The following is a 26,956-nucleotide window of genomic DNA, read 5'->3' as shown; positions in this document are numbered from 1 at the left end:
TGGATTGTATACTACTCAAGTAGTTAATCAAGCTATCCAATTACGGATCGCGTTGGACACAAGGGCGAGCACACATGAACGAAGACGCGGAACTGATCACGTCGTTGATCCGTCTTGGATTTACCCAATACGAAGCGCAGGCGTACGCGGCCCTCGTCGGACAAGCCCCGCTGACGGGTGCCGAGGTTGGTCGGCGCGCAGGAATGCCGCCGTCAAAAATCTATGAAACGTTGAACCGCCTGGAAACTCGCGGCGTTGTGCTCGTCAACCGGTCCGAACCTGTCCGCTACGCGGCCGTGCCTCACCGGTCGTTGCTGGACGAACTGCGCACGCGATTCAATGCTGATCTCGAGCTGGCGGCGACTGCGCTCGATCGGCTGCCGGCGCAGCAAGAGCCGGGGTTGGTGTGGTCGCTGGGGGGGAGGGATGCGATCAATGGCGCGTTCGCACGCACCATCCTGAATGCGAAGCGGCAGATTTTTGCCGGCATCTGGGATGAGGAACTCGACGATCTGGGGAGCTTGCTCGAAGCCGCCGCAGCGCGCGGTGTGGATACACACGTTGCGATTTATGGAAAACGCGTCCTTAACGGGCCGCGAACCTACGACATGGCCAAGTGCGGCGCCAGCGCGAGGCTCAGGCTATCGGGACGCCGGCTTGCGGTCGTGGTCGCGGACGACACCGATGCCGTAGTGGCTGAATTTGGTGACCACTCTCCTGATCAGGCGACCTTGACGACCAATCCGGTCATTGCCCTGCTGGCGGTCGAATACATCAAGGCGGACGTGAGCGGGCGGATATTGATCGAGGCACTGACCCCGGCAGAATACAAGAAGGTCCAGAAGGATCCCGACATGCAAGCGATGCTTGCGCCGCTCGACAAGAAGAAGTGACCGGCGACGCGATAAGGGTCCCCGCCAGTCCAGACATAGGCTGATTATCTCGGGAGACTAGGGCAGTTGCCATAGTCCAGCTAAGCGCCTATAATTGAGCGCGTACTCACTCTATATCGATTCAGGCGCGATGGCACGTCCCCTAAGCCCGGAAAAACGTAATGCCCTATTGCTTTCTGCAACGCACGCCGTTGCAGAGCAGGGTGTGCTGGCCACCACGGCGAGCATTGCCCGGCGCGCAGGGGTCGCCGAAGGGACGTTGTTCACCTACTTCGAGAACAAGGACGTGCTCTTCCAGGAGTTGTACCTGCACCTCAAGCACGAACTGGCTGAAACGGTGATGCCTGACTATCCTTACCAGGCGGACTACCGGCTTCGCATGGCACACATCTTCCAGCGCTATGTGAGTTGGGGGCTGACCAATACAGCTGGGCGGCTCGCCATTTCCAGACTCGCAGCGTCGGGACAGTTGCTGGATGGAACCCGGGCACGAGGCACTGAGCCGTTCCAGGCTGTGTCCCGCATGATGGAGGACGCGGTCCAGGAGGGCGTACTGTTGAATGCACCGATCGCGTTTCTTTATTCCATTATCGAGCGTATTGCCGATACCACGATCGAGTACATCGACAAGCAACCCGCCGATGCAGAACGTCACCGCCAGCTGGGGTTTCACGCTGCATGGCGGGCAATCACGCCGTAATTTTTTACTTAAAAATTGAGCGCGCACTCACTCAATATTTGGAGGAAAACACATCATGTCGAAGCAGAAGTGGTTCATCACAGGAGCGTCCGGCGGTCTGGGGCTTGCCCTCACAGAGAAAGTGCTGGCCGAAGGGCATCACGTGGTTGCAGCGGTGCGCCGCGTCGCGGCACTGCAATCGCTGCAGGAGTCATGTCCGGATCTCCTGGAAGTGGAGTCGGTCGATGTAACCAGTCCCGAGCAGGTGACGGCCGTCGCGGCACGCCATCTCGATGTCGATGTGGTCGTCAACAATGCAGGCGGCGCAATCATCGGCGCGATGGAGGAGTTGAGCGAAGCCGACATCCAGCAGCAAATTGCGCTGAATCTGCTCGCGCCCATCCACGTCACACGCGCCTTCCTCGGCGCGATGCGTGCGAGAAAACACGGCACGTTCATCCATGTCACGAGCGTCGGTGGACGCGCAGCCTTTCCGAGTGGCTCGATGTATCACGCGGCGAAGTTCGGCCTTGAAGGTTTTGCTGAAGCGGTGAGCCAGGAAGTGGCCGAGTTCGGAATCAAGACCATCGTCATCGAGCCAGGCTCGATCAAGACGGACTTCGTGGCCAATATCCGCTGGACCGAGGAACTCGACGACTACAAGGACGGCGTAGTCGGCAAGTTGCGCCAACAGATCAAGGCAGTCGGTGATGAATATGCTTCGGGCGATCCTGTGAAAATGGCCAGCGCCATCTATGCCATCAGCCAGTTGGCGGAACCGCCGCTGCGTACCGTTCTCGGTGGGGACGCCTACGCGGTGCTCGAAGCCAGTTACACCCGGAGTCTCGCCGCGCTGCAGGCTCAAAAGGATCTCGCCGGTTCAGTGATGTTCGAAGGCAAGGCAGGATTCAATCCCCAGTGAACATTGAAAGTCTGGTTCTACGAGTACCTGAATTCGCAGGCGACGCACAGTAGTCCGCCAATCCCCACCGCGCCAATGCCGGCGCACAACGCAGGTTGAAACGATCATGTCAAAAGTCTGGTTGATCACCGGCGCGTCCCGAGGTTTGGGCCGCTCCATTCTCGAAGCCGCTTTGCAGGACGGCGGAAAGGCGCTGGCGACCGCGCGCGACACTTCGCGACTCGCCGATCTGAAGGCGCGCCACGGTGAGCGCCTCGCGACGTTCGAACTCGACGTCACCAGCGAGCAGCAGGCAAAGCAGGCCGTGGCCGAGGCGGTACACAGATTCGGACGCCTTGATATTCTGGTCAACAACGCAGGCTACGGGCACATCCAGCCATTCGAGTACATGCCAGCCGAGGATTTCCGCGCGCAAGTCGAAACCAATCTCTTTGGCGTGGTGAATCTCACACGCGCGGCCATCCCCGTGATGCGTGCCCAGGGCGGCGGCTACATCTTTCAGGTTTCATCGGTCGGCGGGCGCATCAGCAGCCCGGGACTTTCCGCTTATCAGGCAGCCAAATGGGCCGTCGGCGGATTCAGTGATGTCGTGGGCAAGGAAGTCGCGCCGTTCGGCAACCGCGTCTGCACGCTGGAACCCGGCGGCATGCGCACCGAATGGGGAAACGAGGCTCGCACGACGCTACATGCCCTTCCTCAGGACTATCAGGCATCGATGGCCGGATTCAAGGCGCTCATGGACTCGTACGTGGGACATGAGGTGGGAGATCCCGAGCGCATTGCGAACACGATCGTGTCACTCGCCTCGCGTGACGCGGTGCCTGCGAGGCTGGTGCTTGGTTCGGACGCCTGGCAAGTCGTTGAGGCCGAGGAGCAGGCCCGCCGCGAGACGATGCAGCGCTGGAAAGGCGTGACCCTCGCGGCCGACTTCGACTCGGCGTCACCCGTGTGGCCGTCGGAGTGAAATCATGCGAGTAGTACTGATCGGCGCGACCGGCATGGTCGGACAGGGTGTCTTGCTTGCATGTCTCGCGGCGAAGGACGTCACGGAAATCATCGTTGTCGGCCGGCGCGCGTTGGAGGAACGCGAGGATCCGCGACTCAAAGTCTTCGTCGTGCCGGATCTTGCTCGTTTTCAGGCTGGGGACCGCACATTCTCCGACGTCGACGCATGTTTTTTCTGTGCGGGCGTTTCATCGTTCGGGATGTCCGAGGCCGCGTATCGGGCGATTACATACGACCTCACGCTGAATGTAGCCAGGGAATTGCTCCGCGTGAGCCCTGATATGACGATGGTTTATGTATCCGGCGCCGGTGCTGACAGCAGTGAGCAAGGCAGGAGTATGTGGGCTCGCGTTCGTGGACAGACCGAGAACGCTTTGCAGCGCCTGCCATTTCGACAGGTGGCTATTTTCCGGCCGTCCGCCATAATTCCGGAGGACGGCATCCAGTCACGCACTGCTGCGTATCGCTGGATGTACGTCGGACTCAAGCCGCTGCTTTCATTGCTCCGATGGATCTCACCAGAGAGTGTGTTGACCACCAGGATCGTTGGCGAAGCGATGCTCAATGCTGTGCGCCGCGGCGTGCCTCAAGCCGTTCTGAAGCCAGCCGATATCTATCGACTCGCGAGTGCAAAGGCGTGATCCGCTGCGTGCGCAGGTACAGACTGGCGGCCGACCCTGGCGGGTCGATGAAGCAACGCCTGTCGTCGCGAATCGAGTGACCGCTGTGTCGCGCTACCGCCATCCTGCAGTAGACGTCCATGAACCGCTGTTCACGTCCGTCGTCGGTCGAAGGTTCAGGTGTCGGCTCTGGCTCGTACCGGCCATTCAGTCATAACGAGACCACGTCACGGGTTCGCACCCAAGCGCGCCGAAGACGAACGGCGTGGGTCACCCTCTCTGGCGATACGGTCATACGGTCGCGAGGACGAAACGACTCCCTGGGGCATAGCGCTACGCACCCCAGGAAGTCCCGATCACACTCAGGCGTGTGCCACACCCAGCCTGGCGATCTGAGCGGCGTTGGCCAGCTTTTCCACGTTCCAGCACGCATTGATCAACTCGTGCGCCTGGCTGTCGGGAAGAATGCCTGCCACCAGATCGAGGAACTTGGCCTCCAGCTGCTGGTTGCTCATCGGCACTTCAAGGCTGCCAATGGCGTGCTCGATGAACTTGTGGTACTTGCGGCCATCCTTCATCGTGATGGTCATATCGACCTGCTCGGGCTTGATCTTCGGATCGATGGTGGTGCTTACGCGGTCGCGCAGGGCGATGACGGCCGGGTCCTGCACCGCACGGTCGCTGTACTGGCGCTCGCCGGCCGCGCCTTCGATGATGGCCACGGCGACCGAGTGATAGACGCTGAACTTGCCTTCGAGGCCGATGCGCGGCGTCTTCTTGCCGGTCAGTTCGATCACCAGCGGATGCACCTTGAGGTCGATGCTCGCGATCTGGTCAGCCTTCAGCCCATATTCATTGCGCAGCTGGATGGCTGCATCGATGGCCGGGTGGATGACGATGCCGCAGGCAAACGGCTTGTAGGTGTTCAGCGCGGCTTCATAGCGCTGGCCGAGACCACTGGTGATTTCGTTGTAGTCCTGCTTGGTGCTGATGGTGTTCGCCCAACCGCGCTTCGCTTCGATCATGGCGTCCGAACTGGTGTAGCCCTTGCTCGCGAGAATGGCAGCGAAAAGGCCGTTGCTGGCTGCCCGGCCCGGGTTGAAGCTCTTGTTCATCGAGCCGAACGACTCGCGCAACCCCACGGGCTGTGATGCCGCGAGGCCCAGCGCCCACACCATCTGCTGTTCGTTCAGCCCCAGCACCTTGCCGGTCGCAGCGGCCGCGCCGAACACACCGGCCGTTCCGGTGATGTGCCAGCCCACGTCATAGTGATTCGGGTAGACCGCATTGCCGATACGGCATTCGGTTTCCACGCCGAGCACCAGGGCATTCAGGAAGTCCGTGCCCGACACCGGGTGATATTCCGACAAGGCCAGCAGCGCTGCGGTCACCGGAGCGGCGGGGTGGATGATGGTCTTCAGGTGCGTGTCGTCGAAGTCGAAGATATGGCTCGACACGCCGTTGATGAATGCCGCATTCAGGATGTCGAAGCGTTCGCGGCGGCCCAGCAGGCCAGCCTGTGCCGGACCCGAGAAAGGCGTGAGGGCGGATACCGCGCGATCGACGGTCTCGTGATGCGAGCCGCCCACGGCCACGCCGATCCAGTTGAGCAGCGTGCGGGTGCCTTCGCGGCGCACGTTCTCGGGGAGATCCTCATAGCGTGCGCCGACGATATAGCGCGCCAGGGTGCGGGTCACGCCCTGTCCGGAGGACGAAGCGCCGGCGGATGCGCCGCTGGCGGGTTGGCTTGCAGTGTCTGTAGCGGCCATAGCGATACGCGAGATGCCTGCCGTCGTGGCGGCAAGCGATGCAAGGGCACCCGCCTTCAGGACGGCGCGGCGGTTGAACGAGGTCATGCGATTCTCCTCCGTGGATTGTGATTGTTGTCGTGCGGCCTTTCTTCCGGAAACGGATGTTCAGGCTCTACTGGCCGTGATAATGCACGGGAATCGGCTGCGTTAGAATTGCAGATATCACACTTATTGATGCACCGGACGCATGAATCTGGAAATCAGCGATCTTCGCGCTTTTGTCGCCGTGGCCGAGCGTGGCAACTTCCGTGCCGCTGCGGAGGATATCCACCTCTCGCAGCCGGCCTTGTCGCGTCGCATCTCCAAGCTTGAAAGCAATCTGGGCGTGCGTCTGCTGGAACGTACCACCCGGCGCGTGGACCTGACGGCCTTCGGACGCGATTTCGCCCGCAAGGCGCGCGACGTGCTCAACAACTTCGAGGAGTCGCTGCTGGGGCTCACCGAGGTGGCCACGCGAATGAGCGGCGAGGTGAGCATCGCGTGCGTGCCGTCCGCGGTTCGCCACTTCATGCCCGAGGTGCTGCGCGATTACCACGAAAGGTTTCCGGGCATCCATATCCGCCTGTCCGACGAAGGCGCGAGCGAGGTGCTCTCCAGCGTGGCGCGTGCTGAGGTGGATTTCGGCCTGAACTACATCGGCGCCCAGGAGGAGAACATTGCCTTCCAGCCCATCCTGAAGGAGCGCTTTGTGCTGGCCTGCCGCCGCGACCATCCGCTCGCGCGGCGTCGGCAGGTGAGCTGGGCCGAGCTGCGCGCCTATGACTACATGACGGTCGCCAAGGCCAGCGGTAATCGTTTTCTGCTGGACCTGGCGCTGGCGGACGCCCCTGATCTTCCTCGCTCGTTCTGCGAGGTGCGGCACGTGATGAGTATCGTGAGCCTGGTGGAAGCGGGCGTTGGCATCGCAGCGGTGCCAAGCCTCGCCATGCCGCCGGGCGAGCATCCTGTACTGGCGAGCGTGCCGCTGGTGGAGCCGGCGGTGACGCGCACCATCGGGCTGATCCGCCGGCGCGGGCTGGTCTTGTCACCGGCCGCGCAACAGTTCTACGACACCATCCTTTCCTTCGCGCGGCAACGCGGCAGTGGCGCGCGCGGCGGCGTGACCAGGGCCCAAGGGACTGCTCGCAATCGTACCGATGGCGCCAGGGCGCCGGTAGGCGAAGCCAGGACTGATCGCACCCGTCAACGAAAAAAGCCACTGAATGGCGCTGGCTGAACGCGAGTTTTCGGCAGCGAGGATCGTTCAGAGCGAAACTTGTTGTGCGGCCCTGTCACGCCAACCGTTGCGATGCCTGTCAATGAACCGATACCCTTTACATCCGGTCGTCAAACGGATCGGCTCACGTGCCAGCGGCGAGAAGAAGGAGCCGGCGATGCTGTTCGACTTCGACAATGGCGTTACGCGGTATTCGGGGAGCGGGTCTGCTCCGTCGCGCGAGACGGCGATCTTCAAGCTGTAACCGGACCGGTAGACGGGACCTCATCCATTTTCCCTGTGGCGAACGGTTCGTTTTTATACGGAGTCCGAATGGATGAGGTGTTTCGTCTGAAGCAGTCCAGACATGTAACGAAGTCACCGTACAGAAGCGACGTGCTGGCCCGCTCACTATTTCGGCCGGCGATCCTTCATCCGCCGAACACTGCCGCCATCTGTGCATTAAAGCCATTGACGAAAGCGTGTTCACGGGGTCCGGGGTTTTCGCGAAACTGCTTTGCACGCTCAACCAGAACCTCATTCGCGTCCGTTCCGAGAGCAGCGATCGTTTCGTCGATGAACGCGTCAAGCGGCATCGCCTGTTCGGCCTCACGGCTGTTCATGAGGTCCGTGCGCACCCAGGGCGGTGCAATCTCCAGTACGCGAACCTTCGTGTTGCGCAGCGCAAATCGTTGTGACAGAACGTACGAATGCAGTGCCGCCTTGGTCGACGAATACACTGCCGTCGGGGCCAGCGGAACGAAGGCCAGGATCGAGCTGGTATAGGCGACGACAGCATTGTCCCGGGTCTTGAGGTGGTCGATCAGCGCCGACGTCATGCGGATCGGCCCCATGACGTTAGTCGTTAAATGGGCGACCATCTGCGCGTCGTCGATGTGCCCGCCCGCGTCGTCAGGCAGCATGATTCCCGCGTTGTTGATCAGCACGTTCAGATCGGGATAGTCCGCGATCAATTGGGCCGCTACTCTGGCAATGCTGGCTGGGTCTTCAATGTCGAGCTCGATTGCCGCCATACCGGGGTTCGCCGCCACGACCTCGTTGAGAAAGCTACGGCGGCGGCCGCTAATGATGACCTTGTTGCCGCGCTTGTGGAGTGCCTCGGCGAGCGCGCGGCCAATGCCCGAAGTGCCGCCCGTGATAAAGACCGTGTTTCCGGTGAGTTTCATGATCGTTTTCCAGTTGAAGTTGCTGTACTTGTACTGCGGTGGTCAGAGGTGGCCTCACTCGTTCGGACAGTCATCTGAGATTTTTAAGTGGAACGTCCGAGGCAATCATGCTGCCGATTTGATCGCAGGCAGCGTCGCGAAGTATGCCTCATCCGGGGTCTGATCCGCCAGGCTCGAATGGGGCCGTTTCCGGTTGTACAGCTCGACGTATTCGCCGATGGAGCGCCGGGCATGGCTGACCGACTCGTACGCTTTCAGGTAGACCTCTTCGTACTTGATGCTGCGCCACACCCGTTCGACGAACACGTTGTCGCGCCAGGCCCCTTTGCCGTCCATCGACAGCCGCACGCCCCGGCTCAGCACCGCCTCGGTGAACGCGCCCGCCGTGAACTGGCTACCCTGATCGGTGTTCACGATGTCGGGCAGTCCGTAGCGGGCGAACGCCTCTTCCAGCGCCTCGACGGCGTGCGTGGCTTCCAGCGTGATGGCGACCCGGTACGCGAGAATCTTGCGGCTCGCCCAGTCCACCACTGCCGTCAGGTACACGAAGCCGCGCGCCATCGGAATGTACGTCGTGTCGAGGGCGAACACCTGATTGGCACGCTCGATCTTCATGCCGCGCAGCAGGTACGGCCAGATCTTGTGCTGCGCGTTGCGGCGGCTCGTGTTCGGCTTGCAGTACAGCGCCTCGACGCCCATGCGCTTCATCAGCGTGCGTACGCGACGGCGACCCACCTCATGGCCTTCCCGGCGCAACAGGCGCGCCAGCATCCGCGCCCCTGCAAATGGGAACTCCATGTGCAGTTCGTCGATTCGCCGCATCAGCAACTGATCGACCTCGCTGACCGGCTGCGCCCGGTAATATGCGCTCGATCTCGCGATGCCAACCAGTCGCGTCTGTCGCGAAACCGGCAGCGCATGCGTACAGTCAATCATCGCTTTGCGCTCAGCAGTCCGGCTTTGCCGAGCGCTCCTGACAAAAAATCGTTCTCCAGCGTCAACTGCCCGATCTTCGCGTGCAGCGTTTTCACGTCCACCGGCGGATCGCTCGACGGTGCACCTGTCGCACCAAACACGTCTGCCGCACGCTCCTGCAACTGCCGCTTCCATTCCGTGATCTGGTTCGGATGTACATCAAACTGCTGTGCCAGTTCGGCCAGCGTGCGCTCACCTTTGACCGCTGCCAGTGCCACTTTCGCTTTGAACGCCGCTGAGTGCGTCCGTCGGGTTCTCTTCGTCATTTCCTCGGTTCCTTTGCCAGCATTATCGCTGGCTCAGGCCCCGGCCAAACCACTTATCCGACTGTCCGAATTTGCGCGGCCACCTCTGTCAGGCAGGGAAGGTGTCGCCGAACATCGGCAGGCCGCTCGCGGATTCCGCTTTTTTCGCTTCGTCCTGAAGGACGTCCCAGTGCTCGGCGAGCTTGCCGTTTTCAAAGCGGACGACGTCGGCTGCAATCCACGCAGCAGGCCGTCCGTGTCCCGAGAAGCGCCCATGTGCAATGACGTAGTCACCTTCGGCGAGGATCAACTGGTTCTCGTAGCGCAACGTGTCGGGCAGCGTGCGGACGAGATCGAACAGGCCAGCGCGTCCTGGTGCAATGTGGGCGCTGTGCTGAATGTAGCGGTCGGACCAGAAGCGCTCGGCTGCGGCGTAGTCGCGCTTGTTGAACAGCGTATCGAACGCTTCGAGCACCAGCGCCTTGTTCTGTTCAGGGGTTGTCTTCGTCATGTTCAAGCCTCTTTCAGGATTCGGGTTACGACGTGGCGCGTCAGATAGCCCTTGCGCCTCGACATCTGGAAACGTCGGGTTATACTTAAGACAATGTTGAGTGACATTGTCATTGAGGTGGATTCTGGTCGCCGCCCAAGGCCATGTCAATGGTGATCACCATTGTATTTATCAATGGGGCTGATTGGGCCGTTATTGGCCGAAGGGGGCGTAGTGGGTGTTTCCAGACAACAGGCGGCTGAAAACCGGGTCGCGATCGTGGCAGCCGCCGAGAAGCTGTTCCGCGAGCGCGGTGTGGATGCGGTGGGGCTCGCGGAACTGATGAAGGCGGCGGGATTTACACAGGGGGGGTTCTACAACCACTTCAAATCCAAAGACGCGCTGGTTGCCGCAGTGATGGAAAAGGCGATAGAAGAGGGCGGGAAGACTTTTGCCTCCACAATCGAGCACGCCAGGTCAGCTAACGTCGACCCAGTCATGCAATGGATCGAGTGGTATCTCTCACCCGAGCATCGCGCGAATATCGATGCGGGGTGTCCGCTGTCGGGGTTTGCGGGCGACGCCCGACGGCTCGGCGACGTGGCGCGCGGCTCTTACGCGGAAGGTCTCGCGGCGAACCTCAAACAATTCGCCAAGGTCATCGAAGAGGCGGAGGGGATCAGCGAAGGCAGCCGCAGGAAGGCAATCACTTTGTTCAGTCAGATGGTCGGAACGTTGCTGCTTTCCCGGGCTATTGCAGACGTTGACCCCGCGCTCGCTGATGAGATTCTTGATGACGGTCGCGACCATATCGTCACCGCCGCAGATACGCGACGAGAAAGTCGATCACGTGGAAGTTCGCGCCGAAAGTAGGGCGATGTCATTTTCTGCGCGCAGAGCCGGTCCACGCGGATGCGGGCATCCTTCGCCAAATTGAACAGAGCCACGGACGTTTCCTTCAAATCGGAGTCGCGTCCCGTGTCTTCGGCTATTTGGCTCACAGCCACGCACTGCCTGCAGGCTCGCACTTAAGCGCAGGCCGACCTGGGTCGCCTGCCTCATTGTCTGTGCCGCGACTTTAGCTCAACATGGTAGCCGCACGGTTGGACGGCGTTGCCGCGCGCCTCATTGGGTTGCGCGTGCTGTGCGTCATGGCCGCGTTGTCAGCGGTGTCGTTGATGCGAAACACCGCGACCGCTTCCCGCAGCGCCGTCGCCTGCTCGGCCATCGACTGCGCAGCCGCCGACGCCTGCTCGACGAGCGCCGCATTCTGCTGCGTCACTTCGTCCATCTGACTGACCGCCATGTTGACCTGTTCGATGCCGGTGGTCTGCTCGTCGGAGGCTGAGGTAATTTCCTCCACGATCGCCGTTACCTTCTGCACCGACTGAACGATATCCGCGATGATGCCGCCTGCGCCGCGCACGAGCTCATTGCCGGTATCGACGCGGCTCGCCGACTGCTCGATCAACGCCTTGATTTCCTTCGCGGCGGCGGCGCTGCGCTGCGCGAGCGTCCGCACCTCGCTCGCGACGACGGCAAAGCCGCGCCCCTGTTCGCCTGCACGCGCGGCTTCGACTGCGGCGTTGAGCGCGAGGATGTTGGTCTGAAACGCGATGCCTTCGATGACGCCGATAATCTCGCCGACCTTCGACGAGCTTTCCGAAATACCTGCCATCGTTTCGATCACGCGTCGCATCACATCGCCACCGCGCGCGGCCGTTTCGGAGGCGGTGCCCGCGAGCGTCGATGCGTGGCGGGCGTTGCCCGCGTTCTGCCGGACCGTGCTGGTCAGTTCCTCCATGCTGGCTGCGGTTTCTTCGAGCGACGCCGCTTGCTCTTCGGTCCGTGCCGACAGGCTCAGATTGCCCGCCGCGATTTCGGAACTCGCTGTCGCCACCCCTTCCGCGTTGCGCCGCACATTGCTGACCACACTCGACAGACTCGACTGCATTTCCTTTAGTGCGGCGAGCAGGTCTCCGATCTCATCCGATCCCGCCACGTGAAACTCAGTCGTCAGGTTGCCGTGCGCGACGGTGCGCGCGACGTCCAGCGCCTGATTGAGCGGCCGCGTGATCGAGCGACTGAAGATGACCGCTCGACCCGACCCCGCAATAAACGCGACCAGCATCAGCACGATGCTGATCACCGACGCCTGCCTCGCGTCGGCAGCCGCTTTCGCCGATACGGCCGCGCTTGTCGCCGCGATTTCCTGCGCGGCCTGGGCCAGCAAGCGCGCTGGTTCGCGATCGACGCCAGCGACAGCGGTGTCGCCGACGGTGGGATCGAAAGCCGCCGCCTTGAAGGCTTCAAAACCCTTTCGATAGCCGACGCCCATCGTCGAATGTGCAGCCGCGAACTGCTCCACCAACGCGCGGCTTTTGCCTGGGTCGAGCGTCGTTAGCAGCGTGCGGGTCTGGTCGTCGACGGAGCGCTCCTGCTTCTCGAAAGCGGCCCATCCGTGTTCGAGTTTCGCCGGGTCCTTGCCGCGCAACAGGATGTCCTTCCACTCCTGAACCTGTAGCTTGAAGGTCACCAGCACGCTGGACACTGCCCGCTCTTTTGCGACGTTGTCGCTAACCACCGTGTTGTATTCCGTAATCGAGTGGTTCAACGAATAAAGCCCATACATTGCGCCGATGAACATCAGCAGAAGTGCGGCGCCAAAGGCCAGAGGTAGCTTGATAGTCAGTTTCATCGGGAAGGAGCCTTAACAAAACGTCGGAGGTGCTTGACAGCGCGGCATGCTGGCGTAAAGACGCTCATGTCGGCGTTTACGGCACGACGTATGAGAAATGAACCCCTACCTAAATAATCAGTTGCAGCCGTTGATCCGATCGACACGCATGCCCCTTACATTCCTCCCTGAGATTGGCGTTTTTTGCATTTATAGAAGGCCTTTTTGAGCACCATCTCTCACACGTCACACCGCGCAGCCATATTTTCCGCGCTGAATGCCGGATGCTGATCTGGGCCGTTTGCGCGCGAACACTTTCGCCGTCACTACGGCAGGATCATGGCGCGCACCAGAATGTCGCGCCTGGCTATCAGGAAATACGAGGGTTCGATGGGCTTATTGAAGGAATAGAATCAACCGGTCCAGGTACTGGACTTCCTGCAAATAGACAAAAATAAAAAGACCTATGAACATTGCCCAATCCGCGGCTCAGGCCCAGGCGCTGGTACGCGACCCCAGTCACTTTCAGTGGTACGTCATTACCCTGTTGCTGGTTGTGCTCTATGCCTATGGCGAACAAGTCGCAGAGCGGCGTTGGAACGTTGTGCTAGCCGGTATCGCTTTCTGGCTAATGGACTGGGTCAATGAAATCTGGAATGCGCTGCTATTTCACTTTTCCGGATTTGCGCCGGCGTGGGGAACGCCCGGGGGCTCGGCCTATGTAATCCTGATCGGCCTCAACATCGAGATCAGTCTGATGTTCCTGCTGATGGGTCTCTTTGCGGTGCGAACACTGCCGCGCGATCGTGCGTGGCGCATCTTCGGCATCAACAATCGCTGGATTTTTGCCAGTGTGAATTCGGTGTTGTGCGTGCTTGTGGAGGTTGTTCTTAATCGTATCGGCGCGCTGACCTGGGAGTGGCGTTGGTGGAACCTCAACGCACCGTGGCTAATCTGGTTGATCGGATATATGCCGTTCTTTATGGTGGCCTACTGGGTGCACGACATGCCCTCGCTCAAGCGGCAGATTGGCGTGGTCAGTACGCTCGGTGCATTCGTGCTGGCAGGGCTCGGCTTATTTGCGGGGTGGCTGCATTGGATCTGAAGCCCAGTGTGCGCGCTTCGTGACCCTCAACCCGATTGGGCAGCCAGCTAAACGCGACGCAGAATTCACGGCGATGGCTGGCCTGTTCCGCACGTTCACGCTTGAACGTTGACAGGCCTATAACCGTTCCCCCATCAACGCACCGCAGACAGCGGTGCCGCGAAAGTCTCTTCGCCACGCCGCGCGGCACTTGTTTCGCCCGACCAGTGTCCGGCGTTGCGCGATGACGTCGTCGGCACTCGTATCGCAGCAGTCAAATCAGAAGTGCAGGATGAATGGAGCGGGTTACTGCGGGGCCGGATGAACCAGGCCCGCTTCCTCGATAATCTGCTCGTATTTTTCCACGCCGACTAAGTTGCGGAACTCCTGCTTCATCCGGATAAGCGCCTGCGCCGTCGTGGAAATCACGCCATTGACTTCCAGTTGCTCCGCGTGCACCAGGGCCTGTCCCAAAGTCATGGACACGTCGGTCTCCTTATTGCAGTTGAACAGCGATCAAGTCGTCGGCGAGCGTGGGTAGGGCAGAGGCGAACTCCATCAGGTTGAGGAAGCCCCAGCTGGCCGCAAACTCTTCCAGCGCATCCTTGCCACTCACAGCCGTGATGCGGCCGTAACTTTCGACCATCTTCAGGTCGGTAATCACGTACACCATCTCAACCTCATTCTGTCCGCAGATTCCCTGAGTGGTCCTGCGTGTGGATAGCTCGACGGACTGGGCGTGCTATCGCAGTGGAGAAGTCGCACGCCGCTGGGGCGTTGTCCTCTCAACGTTTCAATTGAAGAGTACGTAGCGTCTCTTAAATGAATCTTAACCAACGCCGGTAGCACGAAAGCCTTGTGGGGAAGGAGGCTCTGAAGCATGCGCTACCGCGACAAGCACCGTAATCACGTACGTGAAAATCCGGAAGCGGGTCGCGCGTTTGGTCCTGCGCAGTTGATCCTGTCGAATCAGGCAGCGTGCAACGTCACTTGAATGCGTACGCTCCCCGGGGAAAGCAGCGTAGAGGCGCAAATCGGCGGGGCGATCACAACTGTTTCACCTGAATCAAGGACCCGGCATCAAATCGACACGAACCAGGCCGCCGCAGCGGCTCCGCTTACGCGGCAGCGCATCAAAAACAACAGGCAGCTTCAGATCGAGGAATCGGATATGCATCGCGTGGATGGCCTGTACTAACGGCATCAGCTGGATGTCGTGCACTCAGGCGCTCGATCGCTAGCGCAAAGACAGATACCGGCTATCCCCGTCCCGGCATCGACGTGGCGCGCTCGCGACGTTACGCCGAATGCACGGCTTATCAGGGCCGAATTCCGATGCGTGATAGGATCGAAGCCGGTCTCAAAATTGGCAATCAAATCAGGCACCTGGAGCCCGCAGCGCAAAGCTGGCCGCACCTCCAGCCTGATGCAGCAGTCGTAACGCAGATTTCCTGAGTTCGATGCGGGCGGCCCTTTGTCTCGGCCTCGCCCGCGAGAGGGCACGCATGAGCCGGCGCGCATGCGGCCCGAGCCGCCAGTGGCGGAACAGCGAGGAAACCGACGATGCAGCTGGCTATGCAGTCGGAAGCGAGCCGCTTGCGCAACGCGCGTGCCCCGCGAGGAGACTCGAGGATGGCCGGGCGTTATGCGCAACGGTTTTTCGCGTCGGTACTGCGGGTGATGCCGCGTGTCGTCTTCGTCGTTCTGCTCGTGTTGCTTGCGCTCCTCGCGCCCTTGGCGTCGGCGACCGGCGCCGATCCGGTGCCGCAGTCTCAGCCGCAGCCGTCGTTCGCGTTTTATTACGGCAACGATCCACCCGTCGAGCTGCTTTCCGCCTACGACGCCGCAGTCATCGAACCGGAGAGCGGCTTCGATCCGCGCGCGCATGCGCTGCCTCACACTACGTGGTTTGCCTATGCGAGCGTGGGCGAAGTGCAGCCGTCGCGTTCGTACTACACGGCGTTGCCGAAGTCCTGGCTCCTCGGCCAGAACGAGGCATGGGCGTCGCGCGTGGTCGATCAGAGCCAGCCGGGTTGGCCTGCGTTCTTCGTCGAGCACGTCATCGACCCGCTCTGGGACAAAGGCTATCGCGGCTTCTTTCTCGACACGCTCGACTCGTTTCAGCTCGCAGCCAAAACCGACGCCCAGCGCGCACAGCAGGAGGCGGGGCTCGTCGCCGTCATCCGTGCGATCAAGGCGCGCCATCCGGACGCGAAGCTGATCTTCAACCGCGGCTTCGAGATCCTGCCCCAGGTGCACGATATCGCGTATGCGGTGGCGTTCGAGTCGCTGTTTCGCGGCTGGGATGCCGGCGGCAACCGCTACGTCGAAGTGAAAGACGCCGATCGTGACTGGCTACTCGGTCAGGCGCGCACAATCCGCGAGCAATACGGTCTGCCGGTCGTGTCGATCGATTACTGCGCGCCGGCGGATCGTGCGTGCGCGGTCGAGACGGCCGCGAGGATCCGCGCGCTCGGCATCGTTCCGTTCGTGACCGACGGCCAGTTGCAGACCATGGGCATCAGCGCCATCGAGCCGCAATTGCGCCGCATTCTCGTGGTTCAGGACCCGCAGCCGCGCAGCGATCTGACCACGTCGGACGGCGTGCGCTATGTGGCGACGCCGCTCAATTATCTCGGCTACACGATCGATTACCAGGACGTGCGCCAGCCGCTGCCGCAGGGTGACCTGCGCGATCGCTACGCGGGCATCGTCATCTGGCTGAACGACCAGGTGCCGCGCGTGGGCGAATATCGGGCGTGGCTCGCGAGGCAGATCGACTCGGGCATGCATGTCGCGATCTTTACGTCGTTCGGCACGGAGATTGACGGGCAGTTTGCGCAGAAGCTGGGGCTGCAGGCGGTGGCGGGCAAGCCGGCGAATGGCATGCTCGCGGTCGAGTCGTCCGATCCGCAACTGATGGGCTTCGAAATGGCACCGCGTCCGGACCCGGGCAACTACGTTGGCGTGCGCGTAGGGCCGGACAGCCGCTCGCTGTTGCGTCTGCATTCGGGCAACTTCACGATCGACGCGGCGGCGCTTACGCCATGGGGCGGCTATGTGATGCGCCCGTTCGCGGTGTTCGAGCTTCCCGAGGTGGAGCAGGCGCGCTGGGTCGTGCAGCCGATGGCGTTTCTGCGCGCCGCGCTGCGGCTGCCGACTGATGTGCCTGTGCCCGACACCACCACCGAAAACGGCCGGCGCATCCTGATGACGCACATCGACGGCGACGGTTTCGCGTCGCGCGTGGAGTTCCGCGACAGCGGGGGCACGGCTACGCCGCAGTCGCCGGAGTATGCGGGCGACCCGCTGTACCGAATGCTGCGCGATATCGGCATCCCGACCACCGCATCGCTGATTGAAGGCGAAGTCAGCGACGAAGGACCTTATCGTGCGTTTGCGCCGCATCTGCGCGCGATCGGCAGAAAGATCTTCGAATTGCCGAACGTCGAAGTTGCCACTCACACGTTTACGCACCCGCTGCAATGGATGTGGGTGACCGGGCTCGGCGATGCACCCAGCAAGGAAGCCACCACAGAAGGCGGCGGGGTGGCCAACTATCATGGCCTGTCGATCCCGATTCCCGGCTACCAGTTCAGCATCGACCGCGAAATTGCCGGCTCGATCAAGTTCATCGACACGCAGGTCGCGCCGCCGGGCAAGCCGGTGCGCGTCGTGTTGTGGAGCGGCGATTGCCAGGTGCCCGAACCGGTGCTGAAAGCGGCATATGAAGCTGGCGTGATGAACCTGAACGGCGGCGACACGCTGATCACGAAGTCCAATCCGAGCTGGACCGCGATCGCGCCGATCGGCGTGCGCAAGGGCCGCTACTACCAGGTGTTTGCGGCGAACCAGAACGAAGAGCTTTATACGCAATTGTGGCTAGGGCCGTTCTACGGTTTCAGGCGCGTGCTCGAAACGTTCGAGATGACCGACAAGCCGATCCGCTTCAAGCCGATCGATGTGTACTACCACATGTTCAGCGGTACTAAGTATGCATCGATGAAGGCGCTCAGGGAGGTGCTGCACGCGGTGCTCGCGCAGCCGGTGACGCCGGTGTTCGTCTCCGACTATTCGCATAACGTGCTCGACTGGCTCGACACCAGCGTGACGCGCGATGGCCGCTTCTGGGTGGTCCGCAACGGCGGGCAACTGCGCACGGTGCGGCTGCCGGTGGGCAAGGTGCCCGACATGACGACGGCCAGTGGCGTCGTCGGCTATTTGCCGGGGCCTGGCGGCACGTATGTGCATCTGGCGGGCAGCGAAGCACGCTTCGCGGTGCTGGATGCGAGCGCGGCGCCTCACGTCCCGTATGTTGCGCAAGCGAACGGCCGCATCGAACATTTCTCCCGTACCGGCAACGGATTTTCGTTCGACCTGCGTGCGCGCGTCGCGCCGCGGTTCTGGCTGGCCAACGTGGGGGCATGCCGCGTGACGCAGCATGCCCTTTCCGCCATGGATAGTCTGCATGTCGACGTCGCCTGCGGATCCTGACCGTCAACGGCTCTTTTCGCCGACCGTGATCGCCGTGTTCGGCGCGCTGGTCGCGCTGATGCTCGTCCTCGCGTTTCCGCGCGAAAAGCTCGAAGCGCGGCTGCTCGGCGGGAACGATGCGGGCAGCCTCACGATCGCGTATCTCGAAGCATGGCTGCGCGCCGATCCCGACAACGCAGACGTACTCGCCGAACTGACCAATCAGTATCTGAAAGGCTCGCGCATCGCGGACGCACAGCGCACGTTAGAGAGGCTTGCGCGCTCGAAGGCGCCGGGTGCGCCGCAGATGGCGCTCGCGATCCGGCTGTCGATCGCGCAGCGCCAGGTGTATGAACTGGCGCAGGACGATCCGAAGCGCGCGGCGCGCATCGACGCGTTCGACACGCTATTGCGCAACGCCGCGGGCTTCAAGTGGAGCAACGAGCAACTGGCGACGCTGGCCGGCCAGGCGCGCTCGTTGAACGACGGGACGCTCGCGGCGAAGTTCTATGAACAGCTTGTTTCGGCCGATCCCGCGAATGCGAAAGCGTGGCGCGTGGCCGATGCCGAAGTGCTGCTCGGGAATGGCCAGTATCAGGAAGCGGCCGACGCGTGGTTTTCCGCGCAAGCCGATGCGCCTACGCTCGGTGAGCGCCGGACGCTCTTTCTTGCGGGCCTGCGTGCGCTGCAGTCGGGGAACCTGCTGCCGCAGGCGCTCGAAGCCGCGAATCGCCATATCGGCGATCTCGCCGACGACCCCGACACGCTCCGCTATCTCACGCGCCTCGCGATGGCGGCGGGCCGTCCCGACGTGGCCGAGATTTACGTCAAGCGCCTTCTGAAAATATCGTTGCGCCGCCGTCGTCGCGAGGACGACGACATCGAAGCGCCGCGCGTCATGCTTGCGTCGTTCAGGGCCGGGTACGTGGGGCGTCTGTTGCGGGTCGTAGCGGCGTCGGCGCCGGGTGCTGCCCCAACTGCGCCGCCCAATACTGCCGACGAAGACCTCGCCTACAGCGTGTTCCTCGCGAATGGCGATGTGGCCAACGCCGAGCGCGTCGCGAAGCGCGCGCTCGACAAGGACCCGCAGTCCAACCTCTGGCGCAAGCGCCTCGCGCAAGTCGCGGAGTGGAATCAGGATCCGGGTGTTGCGCTGAGCAACTGGCTCGCGCTCGCGCAGTCGAGCGGCGACGAAGACGCGTGGAAACAGGTTGCGCGCCTTGCACCCGGCCTCAACGACGACGCCGCGACGCTCGCGGCGATGCTGCATCAATCGGAGCTTTCGCCGACCGATCTGAAGCTCGTGGATCAGGTCGTCGCCGCGTATGAGCGTCTCGCCGACCCGGACGGCGGCTTGCGCTTCCTGATGGCCCACGCGCGAGGGACGATGCGCGAGCCGCTGCTCGTACGCTATGCGGTGCTCGCCGAGCGCAAGGGCGACGACGATCTCGCATTGGGCACGTGGCGCACGCTCGAACATGACTACGGCCCGAAGGCGGAGTATGGCCGGAAAATCGCACTGATTCTGTACACACGCACCCAGTTCGAAGCTGCGCTGGCAGCGATGCAGGAAGCGCAGCGCGGCGCGGCGAAAGACGACGGCGAATTCTGGCGCTTCAATGCGAAGCTCGCGATGATCGTCCAGCAACGCGACGCTGCGAGGGCGGCTTACCGGACGCTGATCGATTCGGGCAATCTCGCCGCCGGGGACTACGACGCGATGATCAGCTTCTTCGACAACTCGCCGATCGACGCCGGACGCATCGCGGAACTGGCTTACCGGCAAAGCGGCGACCCGCGGATGCTGCAGCAGGCGATGTACTACTACCAGCGTGCGCGCGCATGGGGGCGGATTGCGGCGATGCTTGATGCGCTGACGCCAGAGCAGCGCGCGGCGGCTGAAAAATCGGCGGCGTTCCTGCTCGCGCGCGCCGAGTACCGTCGCCAGTTGGGCGACATGCCGGGGGCGGCCCGCGACGTGCGCCGCGCGGTGGCGCTCGAACCCGACAATATCGAAGCGGCAGCCGCGTACATCTGGGACCTCAACGATCGCGGCACCTCGGTCGAACTGCGCCGCGCGCTGCGCAGGTATGCGTCGGAGGCGGACGGCAATCCGTCGCTGTGGGGTGCGTATGCGGCGGCGTACCAGCGTCTGGGTGACGGTCGACATGTGCTGTACTACCTGCACAAGCAGGCGCCGACGTCGATCAAGGACCCGCTGTGGCGGCTCACGTGGGCCGATGCGCTCGAACTGAACGGCCGCACCGACGACGCGTGGCGCGTGCGCCGTGGCGTGTGGATCGAGATGGCCCTGCATCGCGACGCACCGCTGTCGACGGCGTCAGACGACGACACGTCCGGGACCGACCCGGAAGAACGCATGAGCCATATGGTGTCGCTCGCGCAGCTGTTTTCGACGGGCGATCACTCGCGCGCGCTGCTGATCGAGTTGCTGCGCGCGGACCGCAAGCACATCACCGGTACGGCTTCCCCGACCGAGGCCGCGTCCGAACTCGGCGATATGAGCGAATTCAGCAAGCTGCCGCCTGCGAAGCAACAGGCGTTGCGTCGTGAACGCATGCTGTATTCGTCGATCGCGCGCGAGGCGGCGATTTCGTGGGCGCAGGATCTGGGTGAAAGCGACATGGAGCGCGCATGGCTCACGCGGCAGTATCTAGTGAAAAGCGCGCGGCCGGTGTATGCCGAGGCGCAACTGGCAATCGAGGAGGGCGACGTGAATACGCTCGAACGCCTGCTCGACTCTGTGCCCGACCAGGTGCCGCGGCAAAACAAGGTCGATGCCGAAGCGCTGACCGGCCGCTACACCTACGCGCAAAGCAACGCGTTCGATTCGCTGACGCGTCTTCCCGACGACGAGGTCATGCAAAGCCAGTTGAGCGACCAGGTGATGCGCAGCGCGCAGGCGGTCGGTGCGGCGTTGCGCTACGTGGATCAAGGCCCGCTGCGGTTCACCGAGGAATCGGTGACGGGCAGCCTGCGTCTCACGCCCTCGCAGTCGCTGCAATTGCGCTACATGCAGCGCGACCAGTGGGCCGATGCGCTCGAGATGCCGAACGTGCCGAAGTCAGACCGGCTGTTCGAGGGGATCTATCGCCATCAGGGTCAGTACGACGAAGAGCGGATCACGCTCGGGGGACGCCAGGCGTTCAAGGATTTCGTGACTGCGCGCGTCGAAGGCGAGTACACGTGGTCGCAGTCCCTCACGCTCAACTGGGCGCTCGGCTACAACCAGGCCGCAACCGAGACGACGCAATTGCAGGTAGGCGGCACGAAAGACATCGCATCGCTAGGCTTTAATTACCGCTACAACTCGTACTGGTTTGCCGGCGGCCGCTACGAGTACGCGCGCTTTCACGGACAGGACCGGTCGACGCTCGGCGACGGTCATCTGGTCGAGCTGGAGGGCGGCTACAAGATCAAGGTCGATTATCCCGACTACACGGTGCGCGTCGTGTTCGCGCACGGCCAGTACAACGCGAACGGCACGCCGGGCGACGCGCTGCGCCCGCTGATACCGCCCACCGTCCCCTTCAATGCGGCGGCGTTCATGCCGCAGACCTTCACCCAGGCCGGCCTGTTGTTTTCGTTCGGCGACGACCTGCGGGAGCCGTACCACTACTCGAAGGGCTGGCGGCCATTCTTTTCGGCGGGACCGCTGCACGATTCGCGCCAGGGGTGGTCGGGGCAGGTCCTGGTCGGCGCCGCCGGCAGCGTGTTCGGCGGCGATCAGGCGGTCATTTACGGCTCGTACGAGGGCGTGTCGGCGACCAACGCCACCTCGGTCAAGGAAGTGGGTATCCGGTATCAATGGTTCTACTAGCGAAGGCGAATTGCCATGAATTGCCAGAAACTGCCAGCACGGAGAGAAAAAATGAGTGATCTGATCGGTTGCCGTACGAGGATGCGCGCCGCCTCCGTGGCCGGCGCGCTGTTGATCGCCGCTGGTGTGCTCGGCGGTTGCTCGGTGACGGACCGCGGCGGCAAGGCGGCCTTCACGAAAGAAGACAACTGGGTAGTGCTGCCGCTCGCGAACAACACCGAAACGCCGCAAGCCGGCCAGCGCGCCGCGTCGATCGCGCACAGCCTGATGGTGTCGTACGGCTACACGAACGTTACGCGTTATCCATCGTCGGCCGATGACGAAACGCTGTTCGATCCGGCGAAGCCGGACCAGCAGCAGTCAGGGCTAGACTGGGCGCGGCAGCAGCACGCGCATTACGTGCTGACCGGTGCGGTCAACGAATGGCGCTACAAGGTGGGCGTGGACGGCGAGCCGGCCGTCGGGCTCACATTCAATGTCGTCGAGGTGGACAGCGGCAAGGTGGTCTGGAGCACCAGCGGCAGCCGGACGGGATGGAGCCGCGAATCGGTGTCGGGCGTCGGACAGAAGCTCGAACGCGAGCTGCTCGGGCCGCTTGCGCGGTGAGGTGGCGACCATGAGCGCAGAGCGCCGCAGTACACGGGTACGCGCATTACCGGCCAGGTGTGGACGATGAGCACGCAGGCACAGAACAAGACCCCTTCGCGCGCAGGACGCAAGCGCCGTCCTTCGCAAGGCGCGGGCGCTGGGCCGCGCTGGGCGCGTTTTGTTGCGCCGCCGCGCGGCGGTGCGCGGCGCGTTGCGGTGGCGCTCGCGGAAACGGTCGTCGCGACTCTCGCGTCGATCGCGCTATGCGCCGCGTTTGCTCCGCATGATCCGTTGTTGATCGGCACGGGCGGCCCGTGGATCTGGATCGTGCCGATCGTGATCGCGCTGCGTTACGGCACGATCTTCGGCGCGTTCTCGGGCATGATCGTGCTCGCGTCGTGGTACGCGCTGTATCCGGGCGGCATCTCCACGCAACTCGTCGGGCGGCTGCATATTTCCGTGGCCGCGGTGGCTCAAGGGGCCTTTCCGATCGGCTTCTTCTTCGGCGGCTTCGTGCTGACGATGCTGTGCGGGCAATTCGGCGACATCTGGATCACGCGGCTGCGTCAAGGGCGAGCGGCGAACGAGTATCTCGCCGAGCAGCTTTCCATCCTCACGCGCAATCAGTTCATGCTGCGGCTGTCGCACGAGCGGCTCGAACAGGATCTGATGAGCCGGCCCGCGACGCTGCGCGACGCGCTGCTGAAACTGCGCGAGGTCGCGCTGGCGCAGGACCCGCCTGCCGACCAGGGGGATGTGCCGCTGCGCGGCGCGCAGTTGTTTCTCGACACGGCCGCGCAGGCCTGCCAGCTAGAGCGCGCAAGCGTGTACGGATGGCGCGGTCATGCGCCGGTGGCGCAGCCCGCGGCGTCGATCGGCGCGCCGTTCGCGCTCGATCCGGACGATCCGCTGATCCGCGAGGCGCTCAGCACGGGCACGCTGGTGCACGTCGGCTCGATCGAGCAGCAGCAGGCGGCGCGTTCGGCGTATGTTGCGTGTGTGCCGCTCGTCGATACGCAGAAGACGCCGGTCGGAGTCGTCGTCGTGCACAGCATGCCGTTTCTCGCGCTGACGATCGACAACCTGCAGTTCCTGCTGGTGCTGTGCCATCACTATTCGGACGGCGTGCGTCATGCGGCCGTTACTCAGGAGATCCTGCAAGCGTTTCCGGGCTGTCCTTACGCGTTCGCGCTCGACTATGTGAGGCTCGCGCATCTCGTGCGCGAAACGCGGATGCCGTCGTCGCTGGTCGCGCTGGTCTTTCCTACCGGCGAGCGCAGCGAGGCGCTGTTCGAGCACGTGCTGCGCACGCGGCGTGCGCTTGATTCCCAATGGGCGATTCGCGATGGTCAGCATCTGGCGATGCTGACGCTGATGCCGCTTTCCGGTGAAGGTGCGGTCGACGGCTATCTGCTGCGGATCGAAGAGAACATGCGCGCGCGCTTTGGCATCGATTTCGAGTCGGCGCAGGTGGCCGAGCACGCGATCGCCGTTCCTGGCGAGCAACCGGTCGCCGCGCTGCGGCGTCTGCTGGAGTTGTGCAATGTCCGCGCCTGACGAAACCGAACGCGGCGTGCTGCGTGTCGTGACGGCAGTGCTTGCGGGTCTTGCTATCGCGGCGGGCCTCGCCGTGCAGATCGTCGCTGTCGTGGTCGCAGCACACGGCGCCGCCGATACGTCTGCAAACGTGCTCGCCGGGCAACTGGTCACGCAGTCGGGCGCACTCGCCGCGAAGACGAACACGCAACTGGTGCTCGTGTGCCTTGGCCTGCAGGCCGTCGCGGCGCTGCTGATCGCCGCGGGCAGCGCGCGCCTCATGCTGGCGCGTTACCGCAGGCCACGCATCACGCTGTTCGGCTATCTTTGGGTATTCAACTTCGCGGTGCCGTTCGGCGGCCTGGTCTGCACGCTTTGCGCAATCGCCGTGGGGACGAAGCTGCCGCGCCGCGAGCGTTATCTGCCGATTCAGCAAGTCTTCGAGCCGGAGTTTACGGCGAACATCAGGGGCACAGTGTCGTACGGCCGCGGCGCGCGGCTGAAGGCGGAACTGCAGAACGCGGACCTCGACACGTCGTTCCGGATGACCGCGCTGATCGCGATGCAGTCGATGCCCGCGCGCACGGTGTCACCGCTGCTGCAAAGCATGCTGGCCGATCCGCTCGACGACATCCGGCTGCTCGCATACGGCATTCTCGACAACCGCGAAAAGGGGCTCACGCAGCGCATCCTTGCCGAGCGCGCGCGGATCGATGGCAAGTCGCAGCCGGCCGCGACCGGAGACGAGCTGCGTCTCGCGAACAAATCGCTTGCCGCGCTGTACAGCGAGCTGATCTACGAGCACCTCGTGAAGGGCGATGTGTATCGCAATGCGGCCGACCAGGCCGACGCGTACGCGAGCACCGCACTGGAAGCCGATCCGTCCGATGCGTCGCTGTGGCGCCTTCGCGGCCGGCTCGCGCTGGACCAGCGCAACCTCGATGCCGCCGCCGACATGCTGCAGCGTGCGATCGATTGTGGTTTTCCGCGCGAGCGGATGCTGCCGTATCTCGCCGAGGTCGCGTACCAGCGCCGCGACTATGCGCGCGTGCGCGAGTTGCTCGCAGAAGTCGAACAGCACGGTTCGCTGCCCACATTGCAGGCGGTGCTCGACTATTGGCACGCGCCGTACGAAACCCCGACCCTTTAGCCACGATGCCATGACGTCTCCAGCCAAATTCCCGCAGGCCGAATCGGCGGACATCCTGCTATTGCTCGAAGGCACGTTTCCTTACGTTAGCGGCGGCGTTTCGAGCTGGGTTAACCAGATGATCCGCGCGTTTCCGGAATACACGTTCGCGCTGTGCTTTCTCGGCAGCCGGCCGGAGGACTATCCGAAGATGTCCTATGCGCTGCCCGACAACGTCGTGCATCTGGAAGCGCACTATCTATACGAGTTTCCGCCGCCGCCTGCGATCGCGGCCCAGCATGGCGACCCCGACGCTTTCGCGCGTGCGGCGCAGCTGCACGATCACCTGCGCGATCCCGCGCAGCGCGCCGAGGCAGGCCTGGTGCTCAAGGGCATGCTGGACGATCTGCGCCCCGGCGGCGCGCTGGCCGAAGACGCGTTCCTGTATTCGAAGGAAGCGTGGCGCTACGTGAGCGCGCAGTTCCGGCAGTTCTGCACCGATCCGTCGTTCGTCGATTACTTCTGGACCGTGCGGATCATGCACAAGCCGTTGTGGCAGCTCGCGCGAGTCGCCGAAGGGCTGCCCAGGGCGCGCGTGCTTCACACGGTATCGACCGGTTTTGCGGGCTTTCTCGGCGCGCTTGCGCATTATCGTCACGGTCGGCCGTTGCTCGTTTCGGAGCACGGGATCTACACGAAGGAGCGCAAGATCGACCTGTTCCAGAGCCAGTGGATTCGCGACAACCGGACCATTTTCGAACGCGACGTATCGCAAGTCGGTTACTTCCGCGAGTTGTGGGTGCGCTTCTTCGAGACGCTTGGCCGCGTGTGCTACGAGGCGGCAGACGACATCACTGCGCTCTACGAAGGCAACCGGCTACGTCAGGTGATCGATGGTGCACCGGAGGAAAAAACGTCTAGCATTCCTAACGGTGTCAATCTCGGGCGACTCACGCCGCTGCGCGAGAAACGCGCGCCGGGTGTGCCGAAGACGCTGTGCCTGATTGGCCGCGTCGTGCCGATCAAGGACATCAAGACCTTCATCCGCGCGATGCTGACCGTGGTGCGCGCAATGCCTGAGGCGGAGGCGTGGATCGCAGGCCCCGAGGAAGAAGACCAGGAGTACGCGTCCGAATGCCATGCGCTCGTCGAGAGCCTCGGTCTGCATGACAAGGTGAAATTTCTGGGGTTCCAGAAGATCGACGAATTACTGCCGAAGTGCGGCGTGGTGGTGCTGAGTTCGATTTCCGAAGCGTTGCCGCTCGTCGTGCTGGAAGGCTTCGCGGCGGGCGTGCCTTCGGTGACGACCGACGTCGGCTCGTGCCGTCAGTTGATCTACGGCCTCGATGGCGACGACGCGGCGATCGGCGCCGCCGGCCGCGTCGTGCAGATTGCCGATCCGCGTGCGCTTGCTCAGGCCGCGCTCGATCTGCTCGACGAGCAGAACTGGCACGCGGCGCAGCGTGCGGGAATCGAGCGTGTCGAGCGCTATTACACGCAGGACCAGATGATCGGCTCGTACCGCAATCTGTACACGAAGCTGACCGCGATGCCCGACCGCGCGCCAGCGCAGCCCGCAACAGCCAGCACAAGCGCGTAAGGAGAA

23 protein-coding genes are annotated in these 26,956 nt (G+C 62.9%); 15 read left to right on the top strand and 8 right to left on the bottom strand.

Translation table 11 applies throughout. The annotated features are described in order from the left end of the window. Window positions 1–74 precede the first annotated feature (74 nt). The 5 genes from L0U80_RS23030 (at window position 75) to L0U80_RS23010 (ending at window position 4,140) form a co-directional block, all read left to right on the top strand. Window positions 75–893, top strand: coding sequence for a TrmB family transcriptional regulator (locus tag L0U80_RS23030; protein WP_233870574.1), 819 nt, complete (start codon window positions 75–77; stop codon window positions 891–893). A gap of 130 nt (window positions 894–1,023) precedes the next feature. Beyond that, on the top strand, window positions 1,024–1,593 hold the full coding sequence (locus L0U80_RS23025; RefSeq protein ID WP_233870571.1) for a TetR/AcrR family transcriptional regulator: 570 nt from the start codon (window positions 1,024–1,026) through the stop codon (window positions 1,591–1,593). 55 nt (window positions 1,594–1,648) lie between these two features. Continuing rightward, on the top strand, window positions 1,649–2,494 hold the full coding sequence (locus tag L0U80_RS23020; RefSeq protein WP_233870568.1) for an SDR family NAD(P)-dependent oxidoreductase: 846 nt from the start codon (window positions 1,649–1,651) through the stop codon (window positions 2,492–2,494). 106 nt (window positions 2,495–2,600) lie between these two features. Further along, window positions 2,601–3,458: an SDR family NAD(P)-dependent oxidoreductase gene (locus L0U80_RS23015; protein ID WP_233870565.1), complete on the top strand. Its 858-nt coding sequence runs from the start codon at window positions 2,601–2,603 to the stop codon at window positions 3,456–3,458. Between the two features lie 4 nt (window positions 3,459–3,462). Next, the gene (locus tag L0U80_RS23010; protein ID WP_233870562.1) at window positions 3,463–4,140 is read left to right on the top strand and encodes an NAD-dependent epimerase/dehydratase family protein; all 678 of its coding nucleotides are present in this window, start codon (window positions 3,463–3,465) and stop codon (window positions 4,138–4,140) included. A gap of 341 nt (window positions 4,141–4,481) precedes the next feature. On the opposite strand, the gene L0U80_RS23005 is transcribed toward L0U80_RS23010, so the two are convergent. After that, window positions 4,482–5,975, bottom strand: coding sequence for an MmgE/PrpD family protein (locus L0U80_RS23005; RefSeq protein ID WP_233870559.1), 1,494 nt, complete (start codon window positions 5,973–5,975; stop codon window positions 4,482–4,484). A gap of 142 nt (window positions 5,976–6,117) precedes the next feature. Between L0U80_RS23005 and L0U80_RS23000 the strand changes: the two genes are divergently transcribed. Both L0U80_RS23000 and L0U80_RS22995 read left to right on the top strand, forming a co-directional pair. Beyond that, on the top strand, window positions 6,118–7,146 hold the full coding sequence (locus tag L0U80_RS23000; RefSeq protein ID WP_233870556.1) for a LysR family transcriptional regulator: 1,029 nt from the start codon (window positions 6,118–6,120) through the stop codon (window positions 7,144–7,146). Window positions 7,147–7,228: 82 nt separating this feature from the next. Further along, window positions 7,229–7,390: a hypothetical protein gene (locus tag L0U80_RS22995; protein ID WP_233870553.1), complete on the top strand. Its 162-nt coding sequence runs from the start codon at window positions 7,229–7,231 to the stop codon at window positions 7,388–7,390. 166 nt (window positions 7,391–7,556) lie between these two features. Here the strand turns inward: L0U80_RS22995 and L0U80_RS22990 are convergent, their stop codons facing one another. From L0U80_RS22990 to L0U80_RS22980, 3 genes are all read right to left on the bottom strand, one after another. Then, complete coding sequence (locus tag L0U80_RS22990) at window positions 7,557–8,312, bottom strand: SDR family oxidoreductase (protein ID WP_233870550.1); 756 nt, start codon at window positions 8,310–8,312, stop codon at window positions 7,557–7,559. Window positions 8,313–8,417: 105 nt separating this feature from the next. Then, window positions 8,418–9,553 (bottom strand): IS3 family transposase gene (locus L0U80_RS22985; RefSeq protein WP_373322092.1). Its coding sequence is split into 2 segments (ribosomal slippage): window positions 8,418–9,298 and window positions 9,298–9,553, totalling 1,137 coding nucleotides; the frame shifts between segments, so codons are not numbered across the junction. Window positions 9,554–9,641: 88 nt separating this feature from the next. Then, the gene (locus tag L0U80_RS22980; protein ID WP_233870547.1) at window positions 9,642–10,043 is read right to left on the bottom strand and encodes a nuclear transport factor 2 family protein; all 402 of its coding nucleotides are present in this window, start codon (window positions 10,041–10,043) and stop codon (window positions 9,642–9,644) included. 213 nt (window positions 10,044–10,256) lie between these two features. On the opposite strand from L0U80_RS22980, the gene L0U80_RS22975 reads away from it, so the two are divergent. Continuing rightward, window positions 10,257–10,895 (top strand): TetR/AcrR family transcriptional regulator, encoded by a 639-nt coding sequence (locus L0U80_RS22975; RefSeq protein WP_233871535.1) that lies wholly within the window; start codon window positions 10,257–10,259, stop codon window positions 10,893–10,895. A gap of 205 nt (window positions 10,896–11,100) precedes the next feature. Here L0U80_RS22975 and L0U80_RS22970 read toward each other — a convergent pair whose 3' ends face one another. Further along, entirely contained in the window at window positions 11,101–12,720 is a 1,620-nt protein-coding gene (locus L0U80_RS22970; protein WP_233870544.1) for a methyl-accepting chemotaxis protein, read from the bottom strand. A 445-nt stretch (window positions 12,721–13,165) separates the two neighbouring features. Between L0U80_RS22970 and L0U80_RS22965 the strand changes: the two genes are divergently transcribed. After that, window positions 13,166–13,804 (top strand): AF_1327 family membrane protein, encoded by a 639-nt coding sequence (locus L0U80_RS22965; RefSeq protein ID WP_233870541.1) that lies wholly within the window; start codon window positions 13,166–13,168, stop codon window positions 13,802–13,804. 285 nt (window positions 13,805–14,089) lie between these two features. Here L0U80_RS22965 and L0U80_RS22960 read toward each other — a convergent pair whose 3' ends face one another. The 3 genes from L0U80_RS22960 to L0U80_RS22950 all read right to left on the bottom strand — a co-directional run bounded on the left by L0U80_RS22960 (window position 14,090) and on the right by L0U80_RS22950 (window position 15,005). After that, window positions 14,090–14,269: a hypothetical protein gene (locus L0U80_RS22960; protein WP_233871590.1), complete on the bottom strand. Its 180-nt coding sequence runs from the start codon at window positions 14,267–14,269 to the stop codon at window positions 14,090–14,092. Window positions 14,270–14,279: 10 nt separating this feature from the next. Then, the gene (locus L0U80_RS22955; RefSeq protein ID WP_233870538.1) at window positions 14,280–14,456 is read right to left on the bottom strand and encodes a hypothetical protein; all 177 of its coding nucleotides are present in this window, start codon (window positions 14,454–14,456) and stop codon (window positions 14,280–14,282) included. A gap of 393 nt (window positions 14,457–14,849) precedes the next feature. Then, window positions 14,850–15,005, bottom strand: coding sequence for a hypothetical protein (locus L0U80_RS22950; RefSeq protein ID WP_233870535.1), 156 nt, complete (start codon window positions 15,003–15,005; stop codon window positions 14,850–14,852). A gap of 410 nt (window positions 15,006–15,415) precedes the next feature. Here L0U80_RS22950 and L0U80_RS22945 point away from each other — a divergent pair, with 410 nt between their 5' ends. The 6 genes from L0U80_RS22945 to pelF all read left to right on the top strand — a co-directional run bounded on the left by L0U80_RS22945 (window position 15,416) and on the right by pelF (window position 26,950). Further along, window positions 15,416–18,277, top strand: a complete 2,862-nt coding sequence (locus L0U80_RS22945) for a bifunctional glycoside hydrolase/polysaccharide deacetylase family protein (protein WP_373322258.1) — start codon at window positions 15,416–15,418, stop codon at window positions 18,275–18,277. Continuing rightward, window positions 18,252–22,097, top strand: a complete 3,846-nt coding sequence (locus L0U80_RS22940; protein ID WP_233870532.1) for a tetratricopeptide repeat protein — start codon at window positions 18,252–18,254, stop codon at window positions 22,095–22,097. Before L0U80_RS22945 ends, L0U80_RS22940 begins: the two co-directional genes overlap by 26 nt. A 51-nt stretch (window positions 22,098–22,148) precedes the next feature. After that, window positions 22,149–22,703 (top strand): penicillin-binding protein activator LpoB, encoded by a 555-nt coding sequence (locus L0U80_RS22935; RefSeq protein ID WP_233870529.1) that lies wholly within the window; start codon window positions 22,149–22,151, stop codon window positions 22,701–22,703. A gap of 66 nt (window positions 22,704–22,769) precedes the next feature. Further along, window positions 22,770–24,242, top strand: coding sequence for a PelD GGDEF domain-containing protein (locus L0U80_RS22930; protein ID WP_233870527.1), 1,473 nt, complete (start codon window positions 22,770–22,772; stop codon window positions 24,240–24,242). Continuing rightward, a complete protein-coding gene (locus L0U80_RS22925; protein WP_233870525.1) occupies window positions 24,229–25,371 on the top strand; it encodes a tetratricopeptide repeat protein in 1,143 nt (380 codons plus the stop codon). Before L0U80_RS22930 ends, L0U80_RS22925 begins: the two co-directional genes overlap by 14 nt. A gap of 10 nt (window positions 25,372–25,381) precedes the next feature. Then, complete coding sequence (gene pelF, locus L0U80_RS22920; protein WP_233870522.1) at window positions 25,382–26,950, top strand: GT4 family glycosyltransferase PelF; 1,569 nt, start codon at window positions 25,382–25,384, stop codon at window positions 26,948–26,950. Window positions 26,951–26,956 lie beyond the last annotated feature (6 nt).

Source organism: Paraburkholderia adhaesiva, from assembly GCF_021390575.1.
Classification (GTDB): domain Bacteria; phylum Pseudomonadota; class Gammaproteobacteria; order Burkholderiales; family Burkholderiaceae; genus Paraburkholderia; species Paraburkholderia adhaesiva.
Note: the sequence above shows the minus strand (reverse complement) of the source record. Positions and strands in the feature narration are given on the sequence as shown.

What these genes read in the sequence shown, in the direction of transcription:
- L0U80_RS23030 (WP_233870574.1), top strand. Translation starts at nt 75, where the DNA reads ATGAACGAAGACGCGGAACTGATCACGTCGTTGATCCGTCTTGGATTT.
- L0U80_RS23025 (WP_233870571.1), top strand. Translation starts at nt 1,024, where the DNA reads ATGGCACGTCCCCTAAGCCCGGAAAAACGTAATGCCCTATTGCTTTCT.
- L0U80_RS23020 (WP_233870568.1), top strand. Translation starts at nt 1,649, where the DNA reads ATGTCGAAGCAGAAGTGGTTCATCACAGGAGCGTCCGGCGGTCTGGGG.
- L0U80_RS23015 (WP_233870565.1), top strand. Translation starts at nt 2,601, where the DNA reads ATGTCAAAAGTCTGGTTGATCACCGGCGCGTCCCGAGGTTTGGGCCGC.
- L0U80_RS23010 (WP_233870562.1), top strand. Translation starts at nt 3,463, where the DNA reads ATGCGAGTAGTACTGATCGGCGCGACCGGCATGGTCGGACAGGGTGTC.
- L0U80_RS23005 (WP_233870559.1), bottom strand. Translation starts at nt 5,975, where the DNA reads ATGACCTCGTTCAACCGCCGCGCCGTCCTGAAGGCGGGTGCCCTTGCA.
- L0U80_RS23000 (WP_233870556.1), top strand. Translation starts at nt 6,118, where the DNA reads ATGAATCTGGAAATCAGCGATCTTCGCGCTTTTGTCGCCGTGGCCGAG.
- L0U80_RS22995 (WP_233870553.1), top strand. Translation starts at nt 7,229, where the DNA reads ATGAACCGATACCCTTTACATCCGGTCGTCAAACGGATCGGCTCACGT.
- L0U80_RS22990 (WP_233870550.1), bottom strand. Translation starts at nt 8,312, where the DNA reads ATGAAACTCACCGGAAACACGGTCTTTATCACGGGCGGCACTTCGGGC.
- L0U80_RS22980 (WP_233870547.1), bottom strand. Translation starts at nt 10,043, where the DNA reads ATGACGAAGACAACCCCTGAACAGAACAAGGCGCTGGTGCTCGAAGCG.
- L0U80_RS22970 (WP_233870544.1), bottom strand. Translation starts at nt 12,720, where the DNA reads ATGAAACTGACTATCAAGCTACCTCTGGCCTTTGGCGCCGCACTTCTG.
- L0U80_RS22965 (WP_233870541.1), top strand. Translation starts at nt 13,166, where the DNA reads ATGAACATTGCCCAATCCGCGGCTCAGGCCCAGGCGCTGGTACGCGAC.
- L0U80_RS22955 (WP_233870538.1), bottom strand. Translation starts at nt 14,456, where the DNA reads ATGGTGTACGTGATTACCGACCTGAAGATGGTCGAAAGTTACGGCCGC.
- L0U80_RS22945 (WP_373322258.1), top strand. Translation starts at nt 15,416, where the DNA reads ATGGCCGGGCGTTATGCGCAACGGTTTTTCGCGTCGGTACTGCGGGTG.
- L0U80_RS22940 (WP_233870532.1), top strand. Translation starts at nt 18,252, where the DNA reads ATGTCGACGTCGCCTGCGGATCCTGACCGTCAACGGCTCTTTTCGCCG.
- L0U80_RS22935 (WP_233870529.1), top strand. Translation starts at nt 22,149, where the DNA reads ATGAGTGATCTGATCGGTTGCCGTACGAGGATGCGCGCCGCCTCCGTG.
- L0U80_RS22930 (WP_233870527.1), top strand. Translation starts at nt 22,770, where the DNA reads ATGAGCACGCAGGCACAGAACAAGACCCCTTCGCGCGCAGGACGCAAG.
- L0U80_RS22925 (WP_233870525.1), top strand. Translation starts at nt 24,229, where the DNA reads ATGTCCGCGCCTGACGAAACCGAACGCGGCGTGCTGCGTGTCGTGACG.
- pelF (WP_233870522.1), top strand. Translation starts at nt 25,382, where the DNA reads ATGACGTCTCCAGCCAAATTCCCGCAGGCCGAATCGGCGGACATCCTG.